The sequence below is a fragment of the Streptomyces sp. NBC_00510 genome, assembly GCA_036013505.1.
GTDB lineage: Bacteria > Actinomycetota > Actinomycetes > Streptomycetales > Streptomycetaceae > Actinacidiphila.
The window spans coordinates 579690-600912 of sequence record CP107851.1; the positions used below are offsets into that span (position 1 = coordinate 579690).

Sequence of the window (21223 nt, forward strand, 5' to 3'; positions counted from 1 at the left end):
TTCAGTTCACCTTGTATCCGTTGACCTCGGCCTGGTTCTCGATGGCCGTCTGCCAGGTCGGCAGCAGGTCCACGATCGACTTGCCGCCCGTGATCCCCGGGGTCATCGTCTTCGCCCATATCGCCTCCTGGCTGAACATGGGGTAACCCCAGCCGTCCCAGACCTGCGACGCCGCGGTCACCACCGGCTGCAGCGGGGTGGCGTAGTACTTGCTCGCCTCCTGCTTGGCGATCCACTTCTGTGCGGCGGGCGCGTACGCCGGGTAACCCGGTGCGACATTCACCTGGTACTCGTCGGCCGTGGTGACGAACCGGACGAACTTCTCGGCGGCCTTCAGGTTCTTCGAATGGCTGGAGACGAACCAGGTTCCGCCACCAACGTTGCCCGTCACGGCCGCGCTCTCGCCCTTCCACGGCAACGGCGCGGCGACACCGAGCTGCCCGGCCGGCACCTTGAGCGACTGGGGGTTGTTGAAGATCGCGCCGGCGTACCAGGCCGGACCCGGCATCATCAGCACCTTGCCCGAGTACTTCTTCAGGAACTCGGGCGTGAACACGCTGACCACCGGCACGGTCCCGTTGTCGCGGAGGACGTCGAGCATCGAGGCCGCCCGCTTGCACTCGGTCGAGTCGGTCTTCACGGTGAGGGACTTGGGGCCGGGCACGTCATTGGCCTGGCACTTGCTCCCCCACATGAACACCTCGGGCGTCCAGGCGTCCCCGGCCGTCCCGACGATGTAGCCGGGGTGCTCCTTGGCGACCTTCTCCCCGAGCGCCTGGTACTCCTCCCACGTGGTCGGGAGGGCGTAGCCGAACTGATCCAGCAGGGACTTGTTGTACCAGAGCACCGCCTGGGCGAGGTCGTTGCGCAGGCAGTACACGCGGCCGTCCACCGTGCAGGGGTTGAGCGAGCCCTCGGTGAAGTTGCTGAGCGTGTCCTTCGGGACGAGGCCCTTGTCCAGCACGGCCGCGAACGCCTGCTTGCCGGCGCTCTTCTGGCTGGCCCATGCCGCGTCGTTGTTCTGGCTGGAGAAGACGACATCGGGCCAGCCACTGCCGGCGCGGTCGAAGAGCTGCATCTTCGTCCGGAAGGAGTTGGACCCGTTGGCCGACCCGTCATAGGTGACGACCTTGATCTTGGTGTCCGGGTTCGCCGTCTGGAACGCCTTCGCGGCAGCCTGCCGGTCCGCGTCCACCCAGACGGTGATCGTCGAGGAGGCCTCCTGCTTGGCTTCGGGAAAGCCGTACGACCCGTTCGCCGAGCTGCCTTGGCCGCCGCAACCAGCGAGGGTCAGGAGTGCCGTTGCGGCGCACATTACGGCGACGGTCGACGCCTTGCGGCGCGAACGCACCAAAGTGTGGATTCCGGCCATGGGATGTCCTTGTCTTGTCGACTTCGTTGACGACTCCGCGCCTGGACTGTAGGGCATACGTATGATGTTTGTCATTACTTTGGGTGGCTGTTGTCGTTCCGATCTTGAGGGTGCGCATCGAACGGTGGCCGGGTTGGGGTGGTTGCCGTCGGCTGCGGGCATGAGAGCCTGGCTTCTTGGCAGTTCGGGGTCGCGAAGCCAACCGACATCCAAGGGACCCTGGCAGCGCCGGCCAGGCCAGCCCCTCAACGCCACACCGGCACCTGCGCCTTTTGGCTTCGCCGAAACCCAGGGCACCGACGGCCCGCCCGCAGCCGGCACGTCCGGGACGTCCGCCGGTAGAGGCAGGCCGCCATGTCGGCCGCCTCGGTGTAGCCGGCAAGGAAGTCGGCGGCGAAGCCGCGCCCGCGCCCACCGAGTCCACGACCGGGACCGCGAGGGCGGCACGCTCGAGTACAGCTCCGCCGTGGAAGCCGCTGCTGCCGGCGGCACCCCGCTTGACCAGCGCCGTCGACGGACCGGGATGCTCAAGCGCGGGGACGAGTTCCGCAGGGTCCGCTCTCGCGTGCCGAGTCGGAGATCGATACGGTGATCCCGGTGACGTGATCCACCAGTGGGAGTCGAAGTCGTCCACGGCCGGACAGCGGCCGGGGCTTCCGAACTCGCCCTGCCCGGACCGCCTCATTGCCGAGGGGGCCGCGGACCAGGGCAACGTTGCTGTCCGCGCACGCCGGTCGCGGTGCGGTCATCGACCACCTCGAGGAGGTCGCCGGCGTCGGCGGCGCGGAACAGCCCCATCGTTGAGGCGGAGGTCAGCACGTGATCGCCCGTCAGGCTGCCCGCGCCGTTTCCCGCCGGAGCGTCGTCACCACCGACGGGCGTTCGCAGAGCCTCATCGGCCCAGCCAGCCACCGTCGACCGGCAGGACCGTCCCGGAGACGTAGCGCGCGGCGTCCGACGCCAAGAACACGGCAGCGCCTGCGATGTCCTCCGCCGTTCCCCACCGCCCCGCCGGTATCCGCTCGAGGATCGCGCGAGACCGGTCAGGATCGTCCTGAAGCGCTTGGGTGTTGTCGGTCGCGATGTAGCCCGGGGCGATGCCGTTGACGGTCACACCGTGTCCGGCCCACTCGTTCGAGAGCGCCCGGATCAGTCCCGCCACGCCGGACTTGGCCGCCGCATAGCCCGGCACGTTGATCCCGCCCTGGAACGAGAGCAGGGAGGCGGTGAAGACGATGCGCCCGTGCCGCGCCTCCAGCATCCTCCGCCCGAGAACCTGGCTGAGCACGAACGTGCTGGTGAGATCGACTTCGAGCACCTCGTCGAACCATTCCAGGGGGTGCTCGGCGGCGGGAGCACGGCGGATGGTCCCGGCGTTGTTGACCAGGATGTCCACCGGGCGCTCGCCTGCAGCGAGTTCTTCCGCGAACCGGGTCACCTGCTGCCGGTCCGCGAAGTCGACGCGGTGTCCCGAGAACTCACGGCCGAGCCGGCGCACGCGGTCGCCGATCGCCGATGACTCGGGATCGAGGGTGGCGGAGACTCCGACGATGTCGGCACCGGCAGCAGCCAGGGCCTCGGCAACGGCGAACCCTATTCCACGCTTGGCCCCCGTCACGACAGCGAGGCGCCCGGTCAGGTCGAACAGGTTCATGACGCGCTCACCTCGACGAGCAGCTTCATCGCCTGCCCGGCCTCGAGGACACCGAACGCCGATTCCACGTCGCTCAGGGGCACGATGCCCGTGATGAGCTTCTCGGCCGGTATCGCGCCCTCGGCCAAGAGCTCGATGGCACGCTCGAAGTCGTGGCGCCGGTAGACCCGTGCACCGAGCAACCTCAGCTCCCGCCAGAACACGCGGTGCAGGTCGATCGGCCGCGGTTGCGAGTGGATGGCCACCACCACGAGCGTGCCGCGGACCTTCGCCAGGCTGGTGGCGGCGAGCACGGCGGCGGCCGAGCCGGAGACTTCGAACACGACGTCCGCTCCGGCGCCGTCCGTCCACTCCTCCACCCAGGCGACCTGATCGACCGACGAGGGGTCCAGCGTCGTCAGCCCCATCTCCTCGGCAGCGGCCCGCCGGGTCGGGTCGATCTCGGCGATCGCGACTTCGGCACCGAACGCGGCAGCGACGGTCGCGATCAGAACGCCGATCGGGCCCGCACCGATGACGACCGCCTTGTCGCCTGCGGCAAGTTCGGAACGGCGTACGTCGTGAACCGCCACCGCGACCGGCTCCACCAGCGCGGCGTCCCGCAGCGAGATCTGCGAAGGCAGCCGCACGAGTGTCGACGCCGGTACGTTCCAGTACTCCTGAAGGGCTCCGGGGCTGTCTATGCCGATGAAGTCCAGGTTCTGGCAGATGTGCTGGTTCCCCGCACGGCAGGCCGGACAAGTGCCGTCCCAGGCCAGCGGCATGACGGTCACCGCATCGCCCACCGACCAGCCCTCCACGCCGGCGCCGAGGGCGACGATCGTGCCCGACATCTCGTGTCCGATCGTCGCCGGCTTGCTGACCCGGCCGTCCATGTCCCCGTGGAACACGTGGAGGTCCGTGCCGCAGATTCCGACGTACGCCACGGCGACACGGACCTCCCCCGCACGCGGCTCAGCCGGTTCCCGCTCCTCGACCGTCATCGTGCGCGCGCCTACGTAACTTGCCGCCAACATACCGATCGGCTCCTCCTCGCTATGTCGCGGGCCGCAGCGGCCCACAGCCCTGCGCAGCCTAACAGGAAACATCATACGTATGCTGTCGCTGCTACATTCAGCCTCGTGACCAGCAATCCGCCGCAGCGCGACCACACATCCCTGGAGCAGACCCTCCCGACCCGAGGACTGCGCACCGGGCATCAGCTCACGGAATTGGGCCTGGGTGCAGCCCAGTTCGGCAACCTGTTCACCGAGACGACCGACGACGAGTCGCATCGCGCCGTCGCAGCCGCGGCCGAGGAAGGGATCCGCTACTTCGACACCGCGCCGCACTACGGCCTCGGGCTGTCCGAACGCCGCTTGGGAGACGCCCTCCATGCGGCCACTCGGCGAGGTGTGGTCATCTCTTCGAAGGTCGGGCGCCTGCTCGTGGACAGCCCGGACACGAGTCACCTGCTCGACGACGACGGGTTCGTCGTGCCGGCCACGAAGAGGCGGGTCTGGGACTTCAGCCGCGACGGGATCCTGCGTTCCGTGGAGGAGTCACTGACGCGGCTCGGGACGGACCGGCTCGACATCGCCTATCTGCACGATCCGGACGACCACTGGGGGCCGGCGTCGTCGAGCGGGATCGCCGCCCTGGCCGAGCTTCGGGACCAGGGTGTCGTCGGTGCCATCGGCGCCGGCATGAACCAGGCGGCGATGCTCGCCGAGTTCGTGAGGCGGACCGACGTCGATGTGGTGATGGTCGCGGGGCGGTTCACCCTTCTCGATCAATCGGCGCTGGACGACCTGCTGCCCGTCGCCGCCGCCCGCGGTGTCGGCGTCGTCGCCGCGGCGGTCTACAACTCCGGACTGCTCAGCACCAAGTTCGTGGACGACTCGGCGACCTACGACTACGGGGCGCCGCCGCGGGCCGTCGTCGAACGTGCCGTCCGCATCGCCGCCGTCTGCGAGCGGCACGGCGTGGAGCTTCCCGCGGCCGCCATCCGATACCCGTTGCGCCATCCCGCGGTCGCCTCGGTGGTGACGGGGATGCGCACCGAGGAGCACGTGCGAAGCAATGTCGCGCGATACCGGGCGGAGATCCCGGAGGCGCTGTGGGAGGAACTGCACGTCACAGGGCTCGTCCCGGACCCGGTCCGGACAAGCTAGTCCTCCGGGATTCCAGATCATACGTCACATGAATCTTGTCGCAAACATCATACGTATGCTAACTCTGTGTCGGGCATCAACGCCCCTATCACAGGAAGCGATCGAACATGACATCGACGTCAGACTCGACGCGCTCGGTGAGCAGACGATGGAGGCGCAGGGCCGGCGCCCTTGCGGCGCTCGGCGCCTGCGCCGTCATCGCATCAGCGCTCATTCCCCTCCAGGCGCAAGCCGCGCCCCGGGCGGAGTACTTCGCAGCCCCGGACGGCAAGGACTCAGGACACTGCAGCCAGGCGCAGCCATGCTCGCTCGAGCGGGCTCAGCACGTTGTCGGTCCCGCCACCAAGCACGGTGACGTGACCGTTCAGCTCGCCGACGGCACCTACCGCCTCTCCGAGCCCCTCCGGTTCGGACCCGGGGAGGACGGCGGCGACCACACGGTCCAGTGGACCGCCGCCCCGGGCGCCCACCCCGTCATCACAGGCGCCTCGAAGGTCACCGGCTGGTCCAAGTCCGAGGCGGGGGCGGGCATCTGGGAGGCGGACACCCCCAGCGGCCTCGACACCCGCCAGCTCTACGTGAACGGCGTGATCGCCCCTCGCGCCGCCATCCGTCTGGCCAACGCGGACGTCACTCCCACCGCGACCGGTCTCACCATCAAGAACCCGGCCCTGAGCTACCTCGCCACGCTCCCCGACCAGGGGCGCATCGAGTTCGAGTCCCTCGGCGACTTCACGAACCGCTACTCGCCGGTCAAGAGCATCAGTGCCACCGAGATCACGATGGCCCAGCCGGCGTGGGACAACAACACGTGGGGCTGGGACACCGTCCAGAACTCGTTCCTGGCCGGTCCGAGCTGGTACCTCGACAACTCGCTGAGCTTCCTGACCCAGGTCGGCCAGTGGTACATAGATCCGAGTGCCGGGAAGCTCTACTACAAGCCGGCGGACGGGGTCGACCCCAACCGGCTCGACGTCGAGTTGCCCCGCATGGAGTCGCTGATCAGCATCGGTGGGACGTACGACAAGCCGGTGACCGGACTTGCCTTCAAGGGCATCCAGTTCTCCGGAACCTCCTGGCTCGGCCCGTCGACCGACGGGTACGCGGACCAGCAGAACGGCCTCTTCATCAAGGGCGCCTACGACTACCGCCCCGCCGACGCCTTCACCAGCTGCTCGCGCGGCTGTGAGATGTTCGAACGGGCGCGCACCAGCTGGTACCAGGAGCCCGCCGCCGTGCAGGTCTCCGCCGCCAGCCGCATCTCGTTCACCGGCAACACGTTCACCAACCTCGGCCAGTCGGCGCTGGGCATCGGGAACGACGCCAACGCCACGGTGACCGGTGTCGGGCTGGGCGCCGGCGACATCGAGGTGGTCGGCAACCGGTTCACGGAGAACAGCGGCCACGGCGTCGCGGTCGGTGGCGTACTGCCCGACGCGCACCACCCGAGCGACCCGCGGATGACCAACCACGACATCCTGGTCTCCGACAACACGATCAATCGCGTGGCGGTCGACTACAAGGACAACAGCGGCATCCTCAGCACCTACGTCACAGGTGCCCGCATCCTGCACAACGAGGTCTCCAACGTCCCCTACGACGGCATCGACACCGGCTACGGCTGGGGCATCAACGACGCCGGGGGCTCGAACGACTACGTCGACCGCGGCTACTACAAGTGGAACACGCAATACACGACGCCGACGACGCTGAAGGACAACCGCGTCGAGGGCAACCTCGTGCACAACACGAAGGCGCGCTTCGCCGACGGCGGATCGGTCTACAACCTCTCCGCGAGCCCGGGAAGCGTCGTCGCCAAGAACTACCTGTTCAACATCTCGGGAGTCGGCCTATACCTCGACGAGGGCTCGCGCTCGATGACCTACGAGAACAACGTGGTCCAGGGCGGTTCCTTCCTCTTCACCAACGCGTACAGCCTCCGCAACAACACCAGTGACAACGTCATCCAGAACAACTGGTACAACTCGGGCGGCGCCTCGACGCCGAACGCCGCGGCACACAACAACCAGCTGATCAACAACGTGAAGGTCACCGGCGCCAACTGGCCCGCGGCCGCGCGGGACGTGATCTGCCAGGCGGGTGTCGCACCGCAGTACCGGACGTCGCTCAACGCGAACCAGTTCGGCTTCACCGGGTGCCCGTCCGGTGGACCGGTCGCACCCGGCCTCCGCACTGCCGGAGCTTCGGCCGTCAGCTCGTACTTCGGCCAGAGCCTCGGCGGCTTCGGGATCGCGGCGGCGGGCGCCGACGTGTGGGGCGCCGGCGGTCAGCACGACGACCAGTTCGGCTCGATCTACCGGGACGACTCGTTCGCGGCCGACTCGAGCGTGTCCACCCGGGTCGTGTCGGTCAACGACGCCAACGCCTGGGCCAAGTCCGGGGTGATGGTCCGCAACGACATGACCAAGGCGGGAAGTTCGGCCGGGTACGCCGTCGTCGCGGTCACCGCCCGCAACGGCGTCGTGTTCGAGTGGGACGCCAACGGCGACGGGTACCTGGACACCGACGCCCGCGCCGGCGTCGACATCTATCGCCCCATCTGGGTGAAGCTCACCCGATCGGGCACCTCGTTCAGCGCCTCGTACTCCTACGACGGCGCCAACTACGTACCGATCGGTCAGCCCGTGACGTTGGCCTCGGCGGCAGCGAAGCAGGACGCGGGCATCTTCTCCACGTCCCACGACGTCACGCAGTCAGCGATCAACCAGTTCGACTCCGGCTCCTTCACGACCGCGATGATGCCGTAGGTGCCGCTCGCGGTGGGTCGACGACAGGCCCGGTGAGGTGTTCCGGAGCGCGCCGGCAGGACGGCGGTTCGCGGACTCCGACGGCGGGCGCACGAGAGGACCAGAACACCCAACGTGACCTGTCGTCGGCCATCCGGCCGTGCGGGGCGTGCATACGCTCGCCCCGCACGGCCTTCCGGCACGGTGCGGTGGGCCGCATTCCATCCGGCCGGTGGGCCCTCACGGGATACAGCGCACCGGCCGCTCACGTGGGCTGCTTCAGGCCGAAGGCCCGGGTGACGGTCTGGGTGATGCCGCCGCCGTTGTGCTGTTCGGCGGTGACACGGATGGACACGTAACCCGCCCAGGCAGGGGCGTGGAGGTGCGCTTGCCATGTACCGTCGGCCGCTTTCAGGTCCTGCGGCTGCCAGGACGCCCCGTCGTCATGGGACACCTCGAGCTTGACCGAGGAGACCGCGTCCTTGGTGGTGTCACTGCCGAGGACGACGGGAGTACGAGCTCATCCAGGACTCGCTCACGCCGTCAGATCCCAACCCAGGTGCGTGGCTCCCCGAGAGGGTTGCGCTCGTCTGGACCGAGGAACTGCTCGGTCTCTGCTCCGCGACGCAACGCCGCAACGGCGAACGCTGCAACCAAGTAGCCCGTGCGGCCACGGTAAGGCGGGAGATCTGGCGGCAGGGAAAGCTGCAGCGCCGACGCCACCAAGTCGGCGCCCACCAGCACGACTACCGCCATCGGGCGCACTCGTCGCACAACCAACCGACAGATCATGACGTCCAGCCGAAGTGCTAGGACTGTCCCCCCGCAGGATGGTCGGGGCGGACGGCAATGTGGTCGGGTTCGAGTTCGAGCATGACGCGGTTGCGGATGTCGAGGGCGTGGGTGTAGTCGCGGGGGAGCTGGAGGCGGCCGGAGCGGTCGACGGTGGCGTATTCGCTGGCGTGGACGGTGGTGCGGCCTTCGTCGTCGACGCTGGTGCGGCGCAGGACTTCGGAGGCGGTGCGGCCGTCGCGGATGGCGACGGTGCGGTCGACCGCGGTGGCCACCGCCTGGTCGTGGGTGACGACGACGATGGTCGTGCCGAGCTCCTTGTTGGCGGTGCGGAAGGCGCCGAAGACCTGCTCGCCGGTGGCGGAGTCCAGCTGGCCGGTGGGTTCGTCGGCCAGCACCAGGGAGGGGTGGTTGGCCAGGGCGACGGCGATGGCGGTGCGCTGCTGTTCGCCGCCGGACATCTGCTGGGGTCGGCGGTCGGCGGCGTAGCCGACGCCCATCAGGTCCAGCAGTTCGGCGGCGCGCTTGGCGCGTTCGGTGCGGCTCTTGACGCGGCCGGAAAGGCGCATGGGCAGCACGACGTTCTGCAGGGCGGTCAGGTAGGGCAGAAGGTTGCGTGAGGTCTGCTGCCACACGAAGCCGACGACCTCGCGTTGGTAGCGCAGGCGGGCGCCTGCGTCGAGCGCGAGCAGGTCGAAGCCGGCGACCGAGGCAGCGCCCGCGGTGGGGGTGTCCAGCCCGGCCAGGATGTTCAGCAGGGTGGACTTGCCGCTGCCGGACGCGCCGACCAGCGCCATCAGTTCGCCTTGCTGCACCAGCAGGTCCAGTCCCTGCAGCGCCTGGACCTCCACGCCCTGGGCGGTGAAGATCCGCACCAGCCGGTCGCAGACGATCAACGCGTCATGCCCGTAGGCGGGCTGCTCCCGGCTCTCGGTGACGCGCCGTTCCAGGTCCGCCAGCGTGACGTTGCCGCGCTCGGCGGTGCCGGACGTGTTCTGAGTCATGATCGTTCACCCATCCGGAGTTCGGTTCCTTCTCCCCGTCGCCCTGTCAGCCAGGCCTGTACGGCCAGCACCACACACGCCAGCAGCACCAGCGCGGCCGCAGGCACCAGCAGCGACGCCACGTCGGTGCGCAACACCGCCCCCGACAGATCCGTGGCGGGCGTGCGGACCGTGAAGGCGAGCGCCACCAGGTCCACGCCCGGACGTACCAGCGGCACGGTGGCCACGCTCACCACAACACCGCCCAGGGCGCCCAGCAGGACCTGCGGCAGCATCTCCAGCACCGCCAGCCACTGCCGCTGACCGCCCGCCATCCCCATGGTCCGCAACCGCGCCAGGAGCGCCTTGCGTTGCGGCGCGTTGTGGAGCAACGACAGCAGCAGGGCCAGCACGCTGTAGCCGGCGCCCGCCGCCACCGCCGCCAGGTACACGTGCCGTGCACCCGACTGCAACGCCGACGTCGTCCCGTAGGACGCGCGTTGCTCGGTTCGCAGCGTGACCTGCGCCTTGGGCGCGGCCTTGGTGACGAGGGCGCGCAGCGCCTTCGCGTCGATGCCGGTGCCCGTCGCATAGAGCGTGGAGGGACCGTGCGCCGGTTCCTTCGTCCCGGGCGCGACCTTCGCCAGGGCGGCCCGCGACACGATCAGGAACTCGTGGTTGGGGGCCGCCGGTGTGGCGTCCTGCGTGCCCACGACGCGCACCATGACCCGCCCAACGGACGACCTGACGCTCTCGGGGTCGCCGACGCCATTCCCGAACTTTCGCGCGATCGCCGGGGAGGCGATGGCGGGAATGGGCTCCTTCGCGCCCGAGTCGAGCTTGCCGGCGGGGAAGTCGGCGCCCAGGCCGGTGGCCGCCACGAGCCGGGCATACGGCTTCGGATCGACGACCAGCAGGTCGAACCGGTCCCTGTCGTTGATCAGTTTCTGCCCGGATTCGATCCGGACGCCGGTGACCTCCCGCACCCCCGTGACCTTGCGGATCTGTGCGGTCAGGCCCTGCGGCAGGGCGCCGTAGCTCTGCACGCGGGCGTCCGCGCCGACCGCGGTCACCGCGGCGTGGTCGCGTCCCGACTCGACGCCGGCGAGTACGGATCCGCCGAAGGAGGTGACCGTGAGGGCAACGAGCACGGCCAGCAGTGGCAGCGCCGTGGTGGAGGGGGCGCGTCCGGCGCGGGCCAGGCCCAGGTGCAGCACCGCTCCGTTGAGCCGTGCGAAGGGCCGTGCCAGCAGCCGCACCGGCCAGGGGTACAGCCGCAGCAGCACCAGCGCGGCGACCACCGCCAGCAGCACCGGGGCCGCGGCGGTCAGTACGTCCGCGCCGCCGTCCGCCGTGCCGCGCTGCCGCAGTGCCACCACGGCGCCGGCGACGACGACCACGACGGCGAGTTCGGCGACCGTACGGCGTCGGGAGGGACGCCTGGCGACGATGTCCTCACGCTGCTCGGGGCGCGGCCGGCGTGCCGTCGCAGCCGCCCGCAGCGGCAGGCTCACCACGGCCAGCACGGCCACCGCAGCGGCCGACCACACGGCGAGCGAGGCGCGTTCGGCCGGCAGCAGGAACAGCGCCACGGCCAGCCCCGCCGCAGCTGACGGCACCGCCACCACGGCGCTCTCCGCCAGCAGCCGGCCGGTCAGCGCGGCCAGGCTGATCCCGCGGGCCCGCAGCAAGGTGAACTCGGCCCTGCGCCGGGCCGCCGACAGGCCCGCCGCCATCAGCAGCACGACGGCGCCGACGGTACCCACGCCGACGGCGGCGACCAGGACCAGCGGCTGCGCGGCGGTGCGCTCGGCGACGAAGGGCCCGAGGAGTTCGCCCAGTCCCTGCTCCTCGACGTGGAGACCACGCTGCTTGGCCTGGAGATGTGCCCCGTCGGGTCCCGAGGTCAGCGCGGCAAGCCGGTCACGCAGGGCCGGGACGTCGTGCGCGGTGAGCGCGTCGACGTCGGCAGGGTGGTGCCAGTAGGCCAGCGCGCCGTCCTGCAGGCCGAGCAGGACGTTCGTGGCGCTGTCGTCGATCAGTGCGGTGAAGTGCCAGTAGCTGACGGGGTCGCCACCCGGGATGGGCAGCGAGCGCAGGCTGGGCCTGCGCAGGTCGGACTCCGCGTTCCACCAGGCGGCGCCGGGTGAGCGGGGCGTGACGATCCCGGTGACCCGCACGGTCATGACGGATCCGACCGCGTCCTCAAGGTGGAAGGCCGAACCGGTGTGCAATTGCATGGCCTTGGCGGTGCGGTCGGTGATCACCGCCTCGACGCGCCGGTCGTCGGTGCCCGGGTGCGGCAGACGTCCCTCGAGGAGCCGGGTGCTCGCCGCGAGGTCCGGCTGTGCCACCAGGGCGCTCTCCGGATCGAGGCCCGAAGGCCGGGGCAGTCCGGGGTCGGTGACGCCCGTGTCGGCAGAGCGCACCCCGTACACAATCTGGTCACGTTCGAGCGTCAGCGGGGGCTTCACGAGGCGCTGGAACCGGGTCTCGGTCTCCGTCAGCGACGGGGGCGTGAGCAACCCCTCGGCGTTGAGGGGGGCGGACAGCCGTGACACCTGGAGCGACATGGTGACGCTGCGGCCCGGCAACGACGCTTGTGACACGGTGTCACGCAGCGCGGTGTTCTCGTAGCCCTCGACGGCCCGCGGCAGTGCGGCCGCCAGGAACGCCGTGACGAACACCAGCGCGGCCAGGGCCAGCGTCCCGCCGGGGGCGGCGCGCAACCGGGCGCGGATCCAGGAGACGTCACCGCTCCGCTGGGTACGGGGCTCGGCCACGTCATTCACCTCCTTGGCGCCGCAGCGCCTGGGCCGGGTCGGCGGACCGCCACGCGGTGAGCATGACGCCGAGCAGGGGCAGCACGGTGACGGCGATCAGCAGCACGGCCAGCGGGCCGGACGGCAGTTCCACCCGGACCTCGGGGACCGGGCTCTGCGCGCGGGCCGTCAGGACGATCAAGGGGACGACCAGGCGGGTCAGCAGTCCGCCGAGTACGGCGCCCACACCCACCGCGACCAGGACCAGCAGGCCCTGTTCGGCGGCGATCACCCGGGCGAGCCAGCGGCGCGGGGTGCCCAGCGCCCGCAACATCGCGAACTCCTGGGAGCGTTCGCGCAGCGCTCCGGCCGCCGCCACGCTGTAGCCGACCGCGGCCAGCACCACGGCGGTCACCACGGCGGCGGGCAGCGCGGACACCGGCCCGGCGCCGAGCGGATCACGTTGCAGCTCGGCCCGCTGCTCGTCGCGCACCAGGAGCGAGGTGATGTCGCCGCGGGCCCGCAAGGCGGCGGCGACGCGGCCGGTCGCGCCCGGCTCGGCCGCCAGCCACCACTCGCCGGGGACCAGGGAGCCCTGGTCGGTGCCATGCAGCAACGTGTTGACCGAGTGCAGGTCGATCAGCAACGCCCCGCCGTCGGTTCCGTCGGTCTTGGGCGTGACGGTGGGCAGGGCGCCTACGGCCGCGGAGACGCGGACCGGCACCGTGATGCCGGCCACGGGGATCCGCACCGAGTCCCCGACCTTCGCGCCGACCGCCCGCAGGAAGGTGTCCGTGGCGACCGCCGACAGCGCGGCCGGAGCCCTGGGCTCGGAGGTGAGGGTTACGGAGGCCGTGTCATAGCCGCTCTGCCAGGCCGCCCCGAGGGGCATCTCCCCTGTGTCGAACTCGACGGCGAGCGGCGTACGCCCGCTGGAGTCTGGGGCGTCCGTCCAGGCGGCGACGTAGCCGTCGTAGTTCATGTAGTCGGGGTTGCCCATGGTGGCGCTCGCCTTCCACGACGAGCCCTCCGGTACCGGGACGGTCCGCGTGGTGCCGTCGCCGGACTCCGCCCGCAGAGCGGTGACGGAGAGCCGGTGGTGCTCGGTCCGCTGCGGCAGCGTGTACTCGGCCTTGATCCTGGTCAGGCGCAGCGGCCCGGCCGGGCCGGCCCCGGGGGCCCGGCCAGCCTCGGCGGCGAAGTCCGCCACCACGACGTGCCGTCCGCCGTCGGCGGGGACCTCGCCCAGGGCGATGGCATAGGGGACGCCGAAGCGGTCCGTGAACGTCGCCGACAGGCGGGCCGTGACGTTGCTCCCGCTCGGTCGGCCGCCGGAGTCCGAGGCTTGCGTGCGAACGCTCAGCAGAAGGCGCGCGGTGTCGCGCGGCAGGGTGAACCCGCTGTCCCGAGGGGCGGTGTCCTGAGGTCGCAGGGAGCGCAGCAGGTCCGGGAACGGCCGGTCAGTGAGGTCGTCGCGCAGACCGGTCACGCGGGAGGCGGTGGTGGTGTCCAGCGTCAGCACCGTCGCCTCGCGGCCCTGGGGCAGCGGCACGGTGCTGCGGCTCGCCGGGGCCGCCGCGGCGACGCCGGGTATGTGGTCGTAGACCCCGCCCTGTCCGAACGGCGGTGTCGAAGTGCCGGTCACGCGAACGTCGGCTCCCACCGAGAAGTCCGCCTGGTCGCTCTGGGACCGCTCCCACGTGGCGTTCTCGCCGATCGCGAACATGCTGATCGACACCGCGAAGACCAGGAGCAGGGCGGGGCCCGCGCCGCGCCCGGTCCGCCGCGCCAGCTGCCACCCGGCCAGCGCCGTGGGCAGACCGGCCGACCGGGCGGCGCGCCGCTCCCCGAGCCGGGCCACCAGCGGCAGCAGACGCAGCGCCAGCACGGCGCCCGCCAGCAGGCACAACGCGGGCGCCACCACCAGCACCGGGTCCACCCCCAGAGCCCCGGTGGTGTCCGTCGTCAGCGCGCCGGACCCGCCGTCGCGCCGGGACAGCTGCCAGTAGCCCAGGCCTGCCACGAGAAGCAACGCCAGGTCGGTGCCCGCCTGCACGGCACCCGGCAGCGCGCCCTTGCGGGTCCGTGCCTGCCGCTCGATGGAGTAGGTGCCGGTGCGGCGCAGCGCCGGTGAGGCCACCGCCACGGCGCAGGCGAGCGCGGCCAGCACGCCCGCCCACCAGGCCGTGGCGGTCGGTACCTCCAGCCGGACGTCCGCCCGCGCCAGGGCCCCGTGCCCGGCGAGCAGCCGTACCAGCGGCCCAGTCAGGAGCGGTGCGAGCAGTGCCGCGGGCAGCGCCAGCAGCAGTGCCTCGGTGGCCGCCAGCCCGGCGACGCGGGAGCGGGAACCGCCGCGGGCCCGCAGCTGGGCGGTCTCCTCGGAGCGTTCGCTGGCGAGCAGGCCGGCGACGAGCATCAGCGCCAGACCCGCGAGGACGATCAGCTGCAACGCGCTGATGAGCAGCGTCGAACGGCTCACCAGCAGATTGCGGTTCAGGTCGGCCGCCAGCGCGGGCAGCTCGCTGCTCGCCGTCGTCTCCCCCTTCAACACCGTGTCGTCCAGCTGCCCCACCGTCCGGTGGACGTCCTGGCCGACGCGGTCGAGGCGGGCGGTGGTCACGGCCGAGAAGTCTGCCCCCGCCGTCCACTGGACCTCGGCGGCCGGGACCGCGCCCGAAGCAAAAGCCCGGGGATCGGTGAGCATCGGGCCGTAGGTGGTGAACGACAGCGTCCGCACGCCGCGCCCGGCAAGCGGGTCGAGCCGCCAGTACAGCGCGGACGGGTCCACGGGCTGGTACAGGCCGGTCAGCCGGACGCGCAGCGGCGGCCCGCCGCGGCGGTCGGCGAGCGTGATCACGTCTCCCGGCGTCACGCCGAGGGCCTTCGCGGCCGTATCGGGCAGCGCGACGGGCACCGGGCCTTCGGCCTCCGGGGCGTCCGGGAAGGTGCCCTCGACCATGGTCACCCGGGAGCGGTCGAACGTGGCGAGCAGCGTGAGGTCCGGGTTGTCCGACCGTGGCGCACCGGCGGGGCGCAGCTGCGTCGGCAGTCCGTACGCACCGGAGCGGGTGCTGGACGAGACCCGCGCCGGCAGCCCGTCGTAGGCCCCCGCGAGGGTCTTGCGCACGCGGGAGTCCAGCCGCCCGGCGTCCTGATCCGTCACCTCGGACGTCACGTCCAGCCGAGTCCTGGCGGCCGACGGCCCCTGAAGCGCGCGCCGGAGCCCGGCGTCCCCGACCGCGTCGCTGAACGCGGCCAACGCCGCCACGGCGCACGTGGTCAGGACGACAGACAGCAGTGCGGCGGCAAGCAGCAACCGGTGCGCGCGCAGGCGCAGCAAGACGAAGCCCGGCACCATGCCCCCCGTTCTCAAAGCCTGCAACAGTGTGTTGCGAGTGGTCGACCAGATCACCGCCGGGCTGGGGCAGCGACACACATTGCGCCCACGCCACGACGTGGCCCAGCTGCCCCATGACCACTCGGAAGTGGGTGGCAGCCGATCGGATGTTCATCGCAATCTTAAGCTTGCGTTTGTTTCCACCGTGTGAACAGAGGCACCGCTTGGTGGCCCTTATGCTGGCGGGCATGAGCGAGGGACTGCTGGAACGGCGTGAGGGCCCGGCGGGCGACGGGGCGGCCTCCGAGGCGATGGTCGTGGTCGAGGACCTGGTGCGCACCTTCGGCACCGGGGACACCGCGGTGCACGCCCTGGGCGGGGTGTCCTTCTCCGTGGCCCGGGGTGAACTGGTCGCGCTCAAGGGCCGCTCGGGCTCGGGCAAGACGACCCTGCTGAACATCATCGGCGGCCTGGACCGCGCCGACGCCGGCCGCGTCACCGTCGACGGCACCGTCCTGAACGGCCTGGGCGAACGCGAGCTGCTCGCCCTGCGCCGCGACCGCATGGGCTTCGTCTTCCAGTCCTTCGGCCTGCTGCCCATCCTCACCGCCGCCGAGAACGTCGGCGTCCCCCTGCGGCTGCGCAACACCCCCCGCCGCGAACGCGAGGACCGCGTCGCCCTCCTGCTCTCCCTGGTCGGCCTCCAAGGCCACGCCGGCCAGCGCCCCGGCGAGATGTCCGGCGGCCAGCAGCAACGCGTCGCCATCGCCCGCGCCCTGGCCAACCGCCCCGCCCTGATCATCGCCGACGAACCCACCGGCCAGCTCGACGCCGACACCGGCCGCGCCGTCATGGAACTCCTGCGCGCCGTCGTCCACAGCGAAGGCGTCACCGCCCTCGTCGCCACCCACGACCCCCAACTCCTCGCCCTCGCCGACCGCGTCCTGGAACTCCGCGACGGCCACATCACCCCCACCGACTGACCCACCTCCCGGGAAGGCGGCGCGACCCGACGAGTTGGCCGCCTGGTACTGCGGCGCCGCCAGCCGTGGCGAACTGGCCTGCTACATCGTCACGTTCAGGCACGGGATCACCGTGATGGCAACCGCCGCCGACCGTGACCCACATGGCCTGGTGGGCCATGGTCCCGGCCTCGACGCGTGGTTCACCGCGATACGTCCGTCGACGCGGCGCCGTCGTACGACTCGGGTTCACGGATGGTCAGCCGCGGATACTCCCTCAACGAACCGGGCCATCATGTCGGTGCGTTCTTCGAAGGGCGGTCCGTGCACGGCGGCCTCTTTCACTGCCCGGCTGCAGTCGATGCACTGCTCGAGCGTCCCGGCCTCGGCGACACGCTCCGGGTCCTCACTCCGTACACGTGGCAGATCACGCTAGATGATCTGGTCCAAGGGGTCAGTGATCGTAGGCGATCAGTGATCGTAGGACGGTTTGTCCGGTGGCGTCGTTGTGCCAGATCGCGGCGGTCAGCGCGAGGATGCGTTGCATGACGCGGGCTATAACACCTCCGGGTGTGCGCCCTCGGTGCCGTTCGAGGTCAAGCTGTCCCTTGAAGGTCTCGTTGATCGATTCGATGACCTGTCGCAGCGGCTTGAACAGGGCTGCGCCAGGCCGTTCCCGTTCATTTACGGGCAGGCCGCAGCAACTGGACTCCATGCTCGACCAGTTCGCGTTCGAAACCACGGCCGAAGTAGTTCTTGTCGCCGATGAGAGTCTGTCGGGGGCGCTCTCGCAGAAGCTCGCATTCGGCTGCCAGGAGGTCAAGGAGGGTCTCGCATTCGTCGGCCTTGGCCCCGGTCAGGGCGAAGGCGATGGGCAGGCCCTGAAGGGTGCGGACCAGGTGCAGGCGCAGGCCCCAGAAGAAGCGGCTGTGGCTGGCGCAGTAGCCGTATTCGGCTCAACCTGCCAGGTCGGATGCAGGCGGCGCGGGGCAGGCGGCGCGGGGCAGGCGGCGCGGGGCGCTGCGCATACGGCGCACGCACCCCTGCGGGGCGTCAAGCAGTTCAGGACACTGGGGTGGCGTACACGTCAGCCGGTTGCCGGCTAACCACTGTCGGCAGCCCTCGCCACCGCTGCATGTGCCGCCTGCAGGATCTGCTCCGACAAAGGCGTGCCTGCGGTGGCACGGGCAAGAAGTATGCCGCCGACAAGCGTGGCATAGGCGGCCAGGCCGGCGTCGCCAGGCGCGATCCACTCCGCGAGTTCCTGGACGCCCCTGGCGTACGTCTCCCTGTGCTCGGGCTCACGCGCAATGTCGCCCGCGAAACCGGCTGCGGGACAACCAGTGCCAGGGTTGTCGCGATGCTCGACGGAGAAGTAGGACTCAAGCAGCGACTGCCACGCCGCCTGGTGCCCCCCAGCCTCGTGGTCGAGAGTCACAAGGTCTTGCAAATTGTCGGCGAACGCCTTGGCGGCCGCCTCGTCGACGAGCGCGGCTTTGGAGGCGAATTGCTTGTAGAAGCCGCCTTGAGTGAGTCCGATCGTCTTCATCACATCCGCGATGCCGACCTTGGCGACACCGTCCTCACGGAACAGCCGAGAGGCCGCGGCCACCGTTCGCTCCCGGTTGACCTTCGCTTCCGCTTGCGAGACGCGACTCATTTGTCACCCTCCGTAATGCCGACTGGCCATCTGCCCCGTAGCGGGCTGTTACGACGACCAGCGGGCTGGCACCCCGACTCTAAGATTATGCCTGCTGTCTATCGCCTGCCACAGCCGCCCGCCGGCCGCAATCCCGGCCGGCACGCCCTACCGGGTCCCGCGGGCGGCAGCCGATCGGCCGACACCCACCGCTCGCCGCACCGGCGAGTCAGCAAAGCGTCCACGCTCCAGAGAGCACGGACGTCGGCCTGCATGTAAGATGGTCATCACAATCTAACATTCGCGTTGCCGCCCTGGGTGACCGAAGTGGTCACCCACCCGCTCAAGCACCCTTGCGTCACGGCAACCGAAGAGCGAGGAAGAACCGAAGCCCGTTCCCGTGTGAGCCGCACTGTCCGTCAGGGCGGTCCCCTCAGCAGGAACCCAAATCGAGTCACCCTCCGACGGGGAGTGATCCAAGCCGCCGGGCCGGTCAGGCGAGACCCGCGAGATGCCCTGAGAGGGACGCACAGGAGGCAACTACGACGACATTCGGAACGCCGTCCGCAAACGCTGCCGGGCAGGTGCTCCAGGAATCATCACGCGTACTCGACTGCTTCTCGGTAGAAACGCCATACCTGCACGTATCGGACATCGCCTTCACATCGGACGGCATCGGACATGAAACCCTGGAAGGCCGTCTGGAGCAGGCCCGCCGACGCGGCTGGACTCTCAGCGACGAAGTGCGGCCCCCGGCATGAGCACCCTGGCCGCCCCCGTATTCGACGCGGACGGCACCGTCACAGCCGCCGTCACACTCGCAGGCCGGACACAGAACCTGACCACCCATCGGGTCGAAAGACGAAGGGCGGCTGAACTGTGATCCAAACAGACCGCACAAATACCGAAGACGTCACAGCACCGGCGTGGACCCTCACACCGTCTGCCTGCCTGTCTGGGACACACACCAGCCCGACCTCTTGCGCGCTGCGAGTCGTAGTGAGCGGCCGACGCACCGGGGAGCCGCTGCCCGGGCTGTCCTGCCGGCCGGACTATCACCGGTTTAACCGCCGCCCCGCCAAAACGGGACCGTTCGCCGGGGGCGCACCGCCGGCGAACTCACTGGGCCTCAACTCACCCCTCCACGCCGCGATGGCACGAAAGCCGCGCCATGTTGATACGACGCAGCCCTTCCAGGAAAATCAGGTCACTCCCCCGACTCGTGATGCACCTCTTCCCGCGCATTCCCGTCACCAAGCGCGCGGCCGTTGACGGGCCCTGCATGACCGCGACTTGCGGGAACTGGCCCAGGTACGGGCTGTCTCCGAAGCAGCCCAACGAGTGCTGCTACGGCCGATCCCCCCGGAACTGGGCCCTTTCCACGTCGCCTCGATGTACCGCGCAGCGGCGGCACACGCGCCGGTGGGCGGTGATCTGTACGCAGCCGCCCGCACCGGCCACACCACACGCGTCCTCATCGGAGACGTCCGCGGAAAAGGCCTCCCGGCCATCGACGACGCCTCCGCCGTCCTGGGTGCTTTCCGTGAGGCGGCCCAGCAGCACCGCACACTCCCAGAACTTGCGGCCTCCCTGGAACGCAGCGTCCGCAGGCACCTGGGCGAGCTCACCCGTATCGCCCCCGACAGCAACGAGCGATTCATCACCGCCCTGCTGATCGAACTCCCCGACGATGAAGACATCGCCAGAGTGGTCAGCTGCGGGCACCCGGCACCTCTGCTGCGCCAGGGCAACCAGGTCACCCTGTCGCCCGTCACCCGGCCCGCCCCGCCGCTCGGGCTGGCAGCAGACACGCCCAACGCCTTCTGCCTCGACACTGTTGCCTTCGGCCCCGGAGACACCCTGCTTCTCTACACCGACGGCCCGGCCGAGGCCCGCGATTCCGCCGGCGAGTTCTTCCCCGTCCTCGACCGTGCCGGTACATGGACCTGGGACTGCCCCAGCCGCCTCGTACAGCATGTCAGCGTCGATGTGGACCGACACGCAGGCAAGAACCTCCAGGACGACCTGGCCCTTGTCGCTGTCCATCATCCAACGCACCCCGTCCATGCCGGACAAGCGCCACCGTGAACATCCACAGTCCGAAAACCCGCACGCCGCGCAAAGACCACGACCCTTGCGCCACAACCATGCGCACCGTCTCGTAGGCACTGCACACCACATCAGAAGGGACGGTGACGAGGATGGCCACACCCAGGCTCCTCCTGTTCCGGCACCCGAGCGCACTGCTCGCCGTCTATCTCGCTGCGACCTGTGCACTGCAACTGGATGCCTCTGCAGTCGGCTTGGTCCGCTGGTCGCGAGGTAGGCGATCCGCACGTGTACCACGAACGCCCCCCGGAGGGGCTCCGGCAACTCGGGCAGCGGAGGGAGCCGTTGCACGGCCACCGAGGAGGACATCTCCTCCGGCATGTCCGACTGCCAGGTGCGCCAGGTGTGCAGGACATCGGCGAGTCGTTCGCCGGGGAAGTAGATGCCGCCGCCGTAGAAATGGGTCAACGGGAACAGGCCGAACTCCAGCGCGGTGACGACGCCGAAATTGCCCTTTCCTCCGAGCAGAGACCAGAAGAATTCGGTATCGCTGTCCGCCGTGACATGCTGCAACTCGCCGTCAGCGGTCACCACTTCCAGCGAGCGAACATGGTCCGCCGCGTATCCCCGGCTCCGGCCGAAGACCGGACTGAGTCCACCCCCGAGGGTGTCGTGGGATCCCTCGTGAAATCGTGCCGCAAGATGAGCGGGCAGCCGTGCGTTGGGCCGTCCCGCGTGTGCGAACCGGAGCTGCACGGATGCAAGGGAGGGGC

General features: G+C 70.1%; 12 protein-coding genes and 1 pseudogene. 4 read left to right on the forward strand and 9 right to left on the reverse strand.

Annotated features, from left to right (window positions below):
• Window position 1: 1 nt before the first annotated feature.
• The 3 genes from OG937_02750 to OG937_02760 all read right to left on the reverse strand — a co-directional run bounded on the left by OG937_02750 (window position 2) and on the right by OG937_02760 (window position 4009).
• Window positions 2–1372 carry an ABC transporter substrate-binding protein gene (locus OG937_02750; GenBank protein WUD70678.1) on the reverse strand — a complete coding sequence of 457 codons (1371 nt, stop codon included), beginning with the start codon at window positions 1370–1372 and terminating at the stop codon, window positions 2–4.
• Window positions 1373–2264: 892 nt separating this feature from the next.
• Window positions 2265–3026: an SDR family oxidoreductase gene (locus OG937_02755; GenBank protein ID WUD70679.1), complete on the reverse strand. Its 762-nt coding sequence runs from the start codon at window positions 3024–3026 to the stop codon at window positions 2265–2267.
• Window positions 3023–4009: an alcohol dehydrogenase catalytic domain-containing protein gene (locus OG937_02760; protein ID WUD78608.1), complete on the reverse strand. Its 987-nt coding sequence runs from the start codon at window positions 4007–4009 to the stop codon at window positions 3023–3025. Before OG937_02760 ends, OG937_02755 begins: the two co-directional genes overlap by 4 nt.
• 201 nt (window positions 4010–4210) lie before the next feature.
• On the opposite strand from OG937_02760, the gene OG937_02765 reads away from it, so the two are divergent.
• Window positions 4211–5179 carry an aldo/keto reductase gene (locus OG937_02765; protein ID WUD78609.1) on the forward strand — a complete coding sequence of 323 codons (969 nt, stop codon included), beginning with the start codon at window positions 4211–4213 and terminating at the stop codon, window positions 5177–5179.
• Window positions 5180–5267: 88 nt separating this feature from the next.
• Here OG937_02765 and OG937_02770 read toward each other — a convergent pair whose 3' ends face one another.
• Entirely contained in the window at window positions 5268–5393 is a 126-nt protein-coding gene (locus OG937_02770; protein WUD70680.1) for a hypothetical protein, read from the reverse strand.
• 142 nt (window positions 5394–5535) lie between these two features.
• Between OG937_02770 and OG937_02775 the strand changes: the two genes are divergently transcribed.
• Window positions 5536–7947 carry a right-handed parallel beta-helix repeat-containing protein gene (locus tag OG937_02775; protein ID WUD70681.1) on the forward strand — a complete coding sequence of 804 codons (2412 nt, stop codon included), beginning with the start codon at window positions 5536–5538 and terminating at the stop codon, window positions 7945–7947.
• A 788-nt stretch (window positions 7948–8735) separates the two neighbouring features.
• On the opposite strand, the gene OG937_02780 is transcribed toward OG937_02775, so the two are convergent.
• Genes OG937_02780 through OG937_02790 form a run of 3 tightly spaced genes read right to left on the reverse strand, consistent with a single transcriptional unit; the run spans window position 8736 to window position 15821 of the window.
• Window positions 8736–9722: an ABC transporter ATP-binding protein gene (locus OG937_02780; protein WUD70682.1), complete on the reverse strand. Its 987-nt coding sequence runs from the start codon at window positions 9720–9722 to the stop codon at window positions 8736–8738.
• A complete protein-coding gene (locus tag OG937_02785; GenBank protein ID WUD70683.1) occupies window positions 9719–12484 on the reverse strand; it encodes a hypothetical protein in 2766 nt (921 codons plus the stop codon). Before OG937_02785 ends, OG937_02780 begins: the two co-directional genes overlap by 4 nt.
• Before the next feature lies 1 nt (window position 12485).
• Window positions 12486–15821, reverse strand: a complete 3336-nt coding sequence (locus OG937_02790; GenBank protein ID WUD70684.1) for an ABC transporter permease — start codon at window positions 15819–15821, stop codon at window positions 12486–12488.
• 290 nt (window positions 15822–16111) lie between these two features.
• Here OG937_02790 and OG937_02795 point away from each other — a divergent pair, with 290 nt between their 5' ends.
• Window positions 16112–16783, forward strand: a complete 672-nt coding sequence (locus OG937_02795; GenBank protein WUD78610.1) for an ABC transporter ATP-binding protein — start codon at window positions 16112–16114, stop codon at window positions 16781–16783.
• Between the two features lie 433 nt (window positions 16784–17216).
• Here OG937_02795 and OG937_02800 read toward each other — a convergent pair.
• Window positions 17217–17736: pseudogene (locus OG937_02800) on the reverse strand (transposase).
• A gap of 128 nt (window positions 17737–17864) precedes the next feature.
• The gene (locus tag OG937_02805) at window positions 17865–18422 is read right to left on the reverse strand and encodes a TetR/AcrR family transcriptional regulator (protein ID WUD70685.1); all 558 of its coding nucleotides are present in this window, start codon (window positions 18420–18422) and stop codon (window positions 17865–17867) included.
• A gap of 1371 nt (window positions 18423–19793) precedes the next feature.
• Here OG937_02805 and OG937_02810 point away from each other — a divergent pair.
• Window positions 19794–20489 (forward strand): serine/threonine-protein phosphatase, encoded by a 696-nt coding sequence (locus tag OG937_02810; protein ID WUD70686.1) that lies wholly within the window; start codon window positions 19794–19796, stop codon window positions 20487–20489.
• The last annotated feature ends 734 nt before the right edge of the window (window positions 20490–21223 follow it).

Coding starts and splice junctions, on each gene's coding strand:
- OG937_02750 (WUD70678.1), bottom strand. CDS start 1,372: ATGGCCGGAATCCACACTTTGGTGCGTTCGCGCCGCAAGGCGTCGACC.
- OG937_02755 (WUD70679.1), bottom strand. CDS start 3,026: ATGAACCTGTTCGACCTGACCGGGCGCCTCGCTGTCGTGACGGGGGCC.
- OG937_02760 (WUD78608.1), bottom strand. CDS start 4,009: ATGACGGTCGAGGAGCGGGAACCGGCTGAGCCGCGTGCGGGGGAGGTC.
- OG937_02770 (WUD70680.1), bottom strand. CDS start 5,393: ATGAGCGCTGATGCGATGACGGCGCAGGCGCCGAGCGCCGCAAGGGCG.
- OG937_02780 (WUD70682.1), bottom strand. CDS start 9,722: ATGACTCAGAACACGTCCGGCACCGCCGAGCGCGGCAACGTCACGCTG.
- OG937_02790 (WUD70684.1), bottom strand. CDS start 15,821: ATGGTGCCGGGCTTCGTCTTGCTGCGCCTGCGCGCGCACCGGTTGCTG.
- OG937_02795 (WUD78610.1), top strand. CDS start 16,112: ATGGTCGTGGTCGAGGACCTGGTGCGCACCTTCGGCACCGGGGACACC.
- OG937_02805 (WUD70685.1), bottom strand. CDS start 18,422: ATGAGTCGCGTCTCGCAAGCGGAAGCGAAGGTCAACCGGGAGCGAACG.
- OG937_02810 (WUD70686.1), top strand. CDS start 19,794: ATGTACCGCGCAGCGGCGGCACACGCGCCGGTGGGCGGTGATCTGTAC.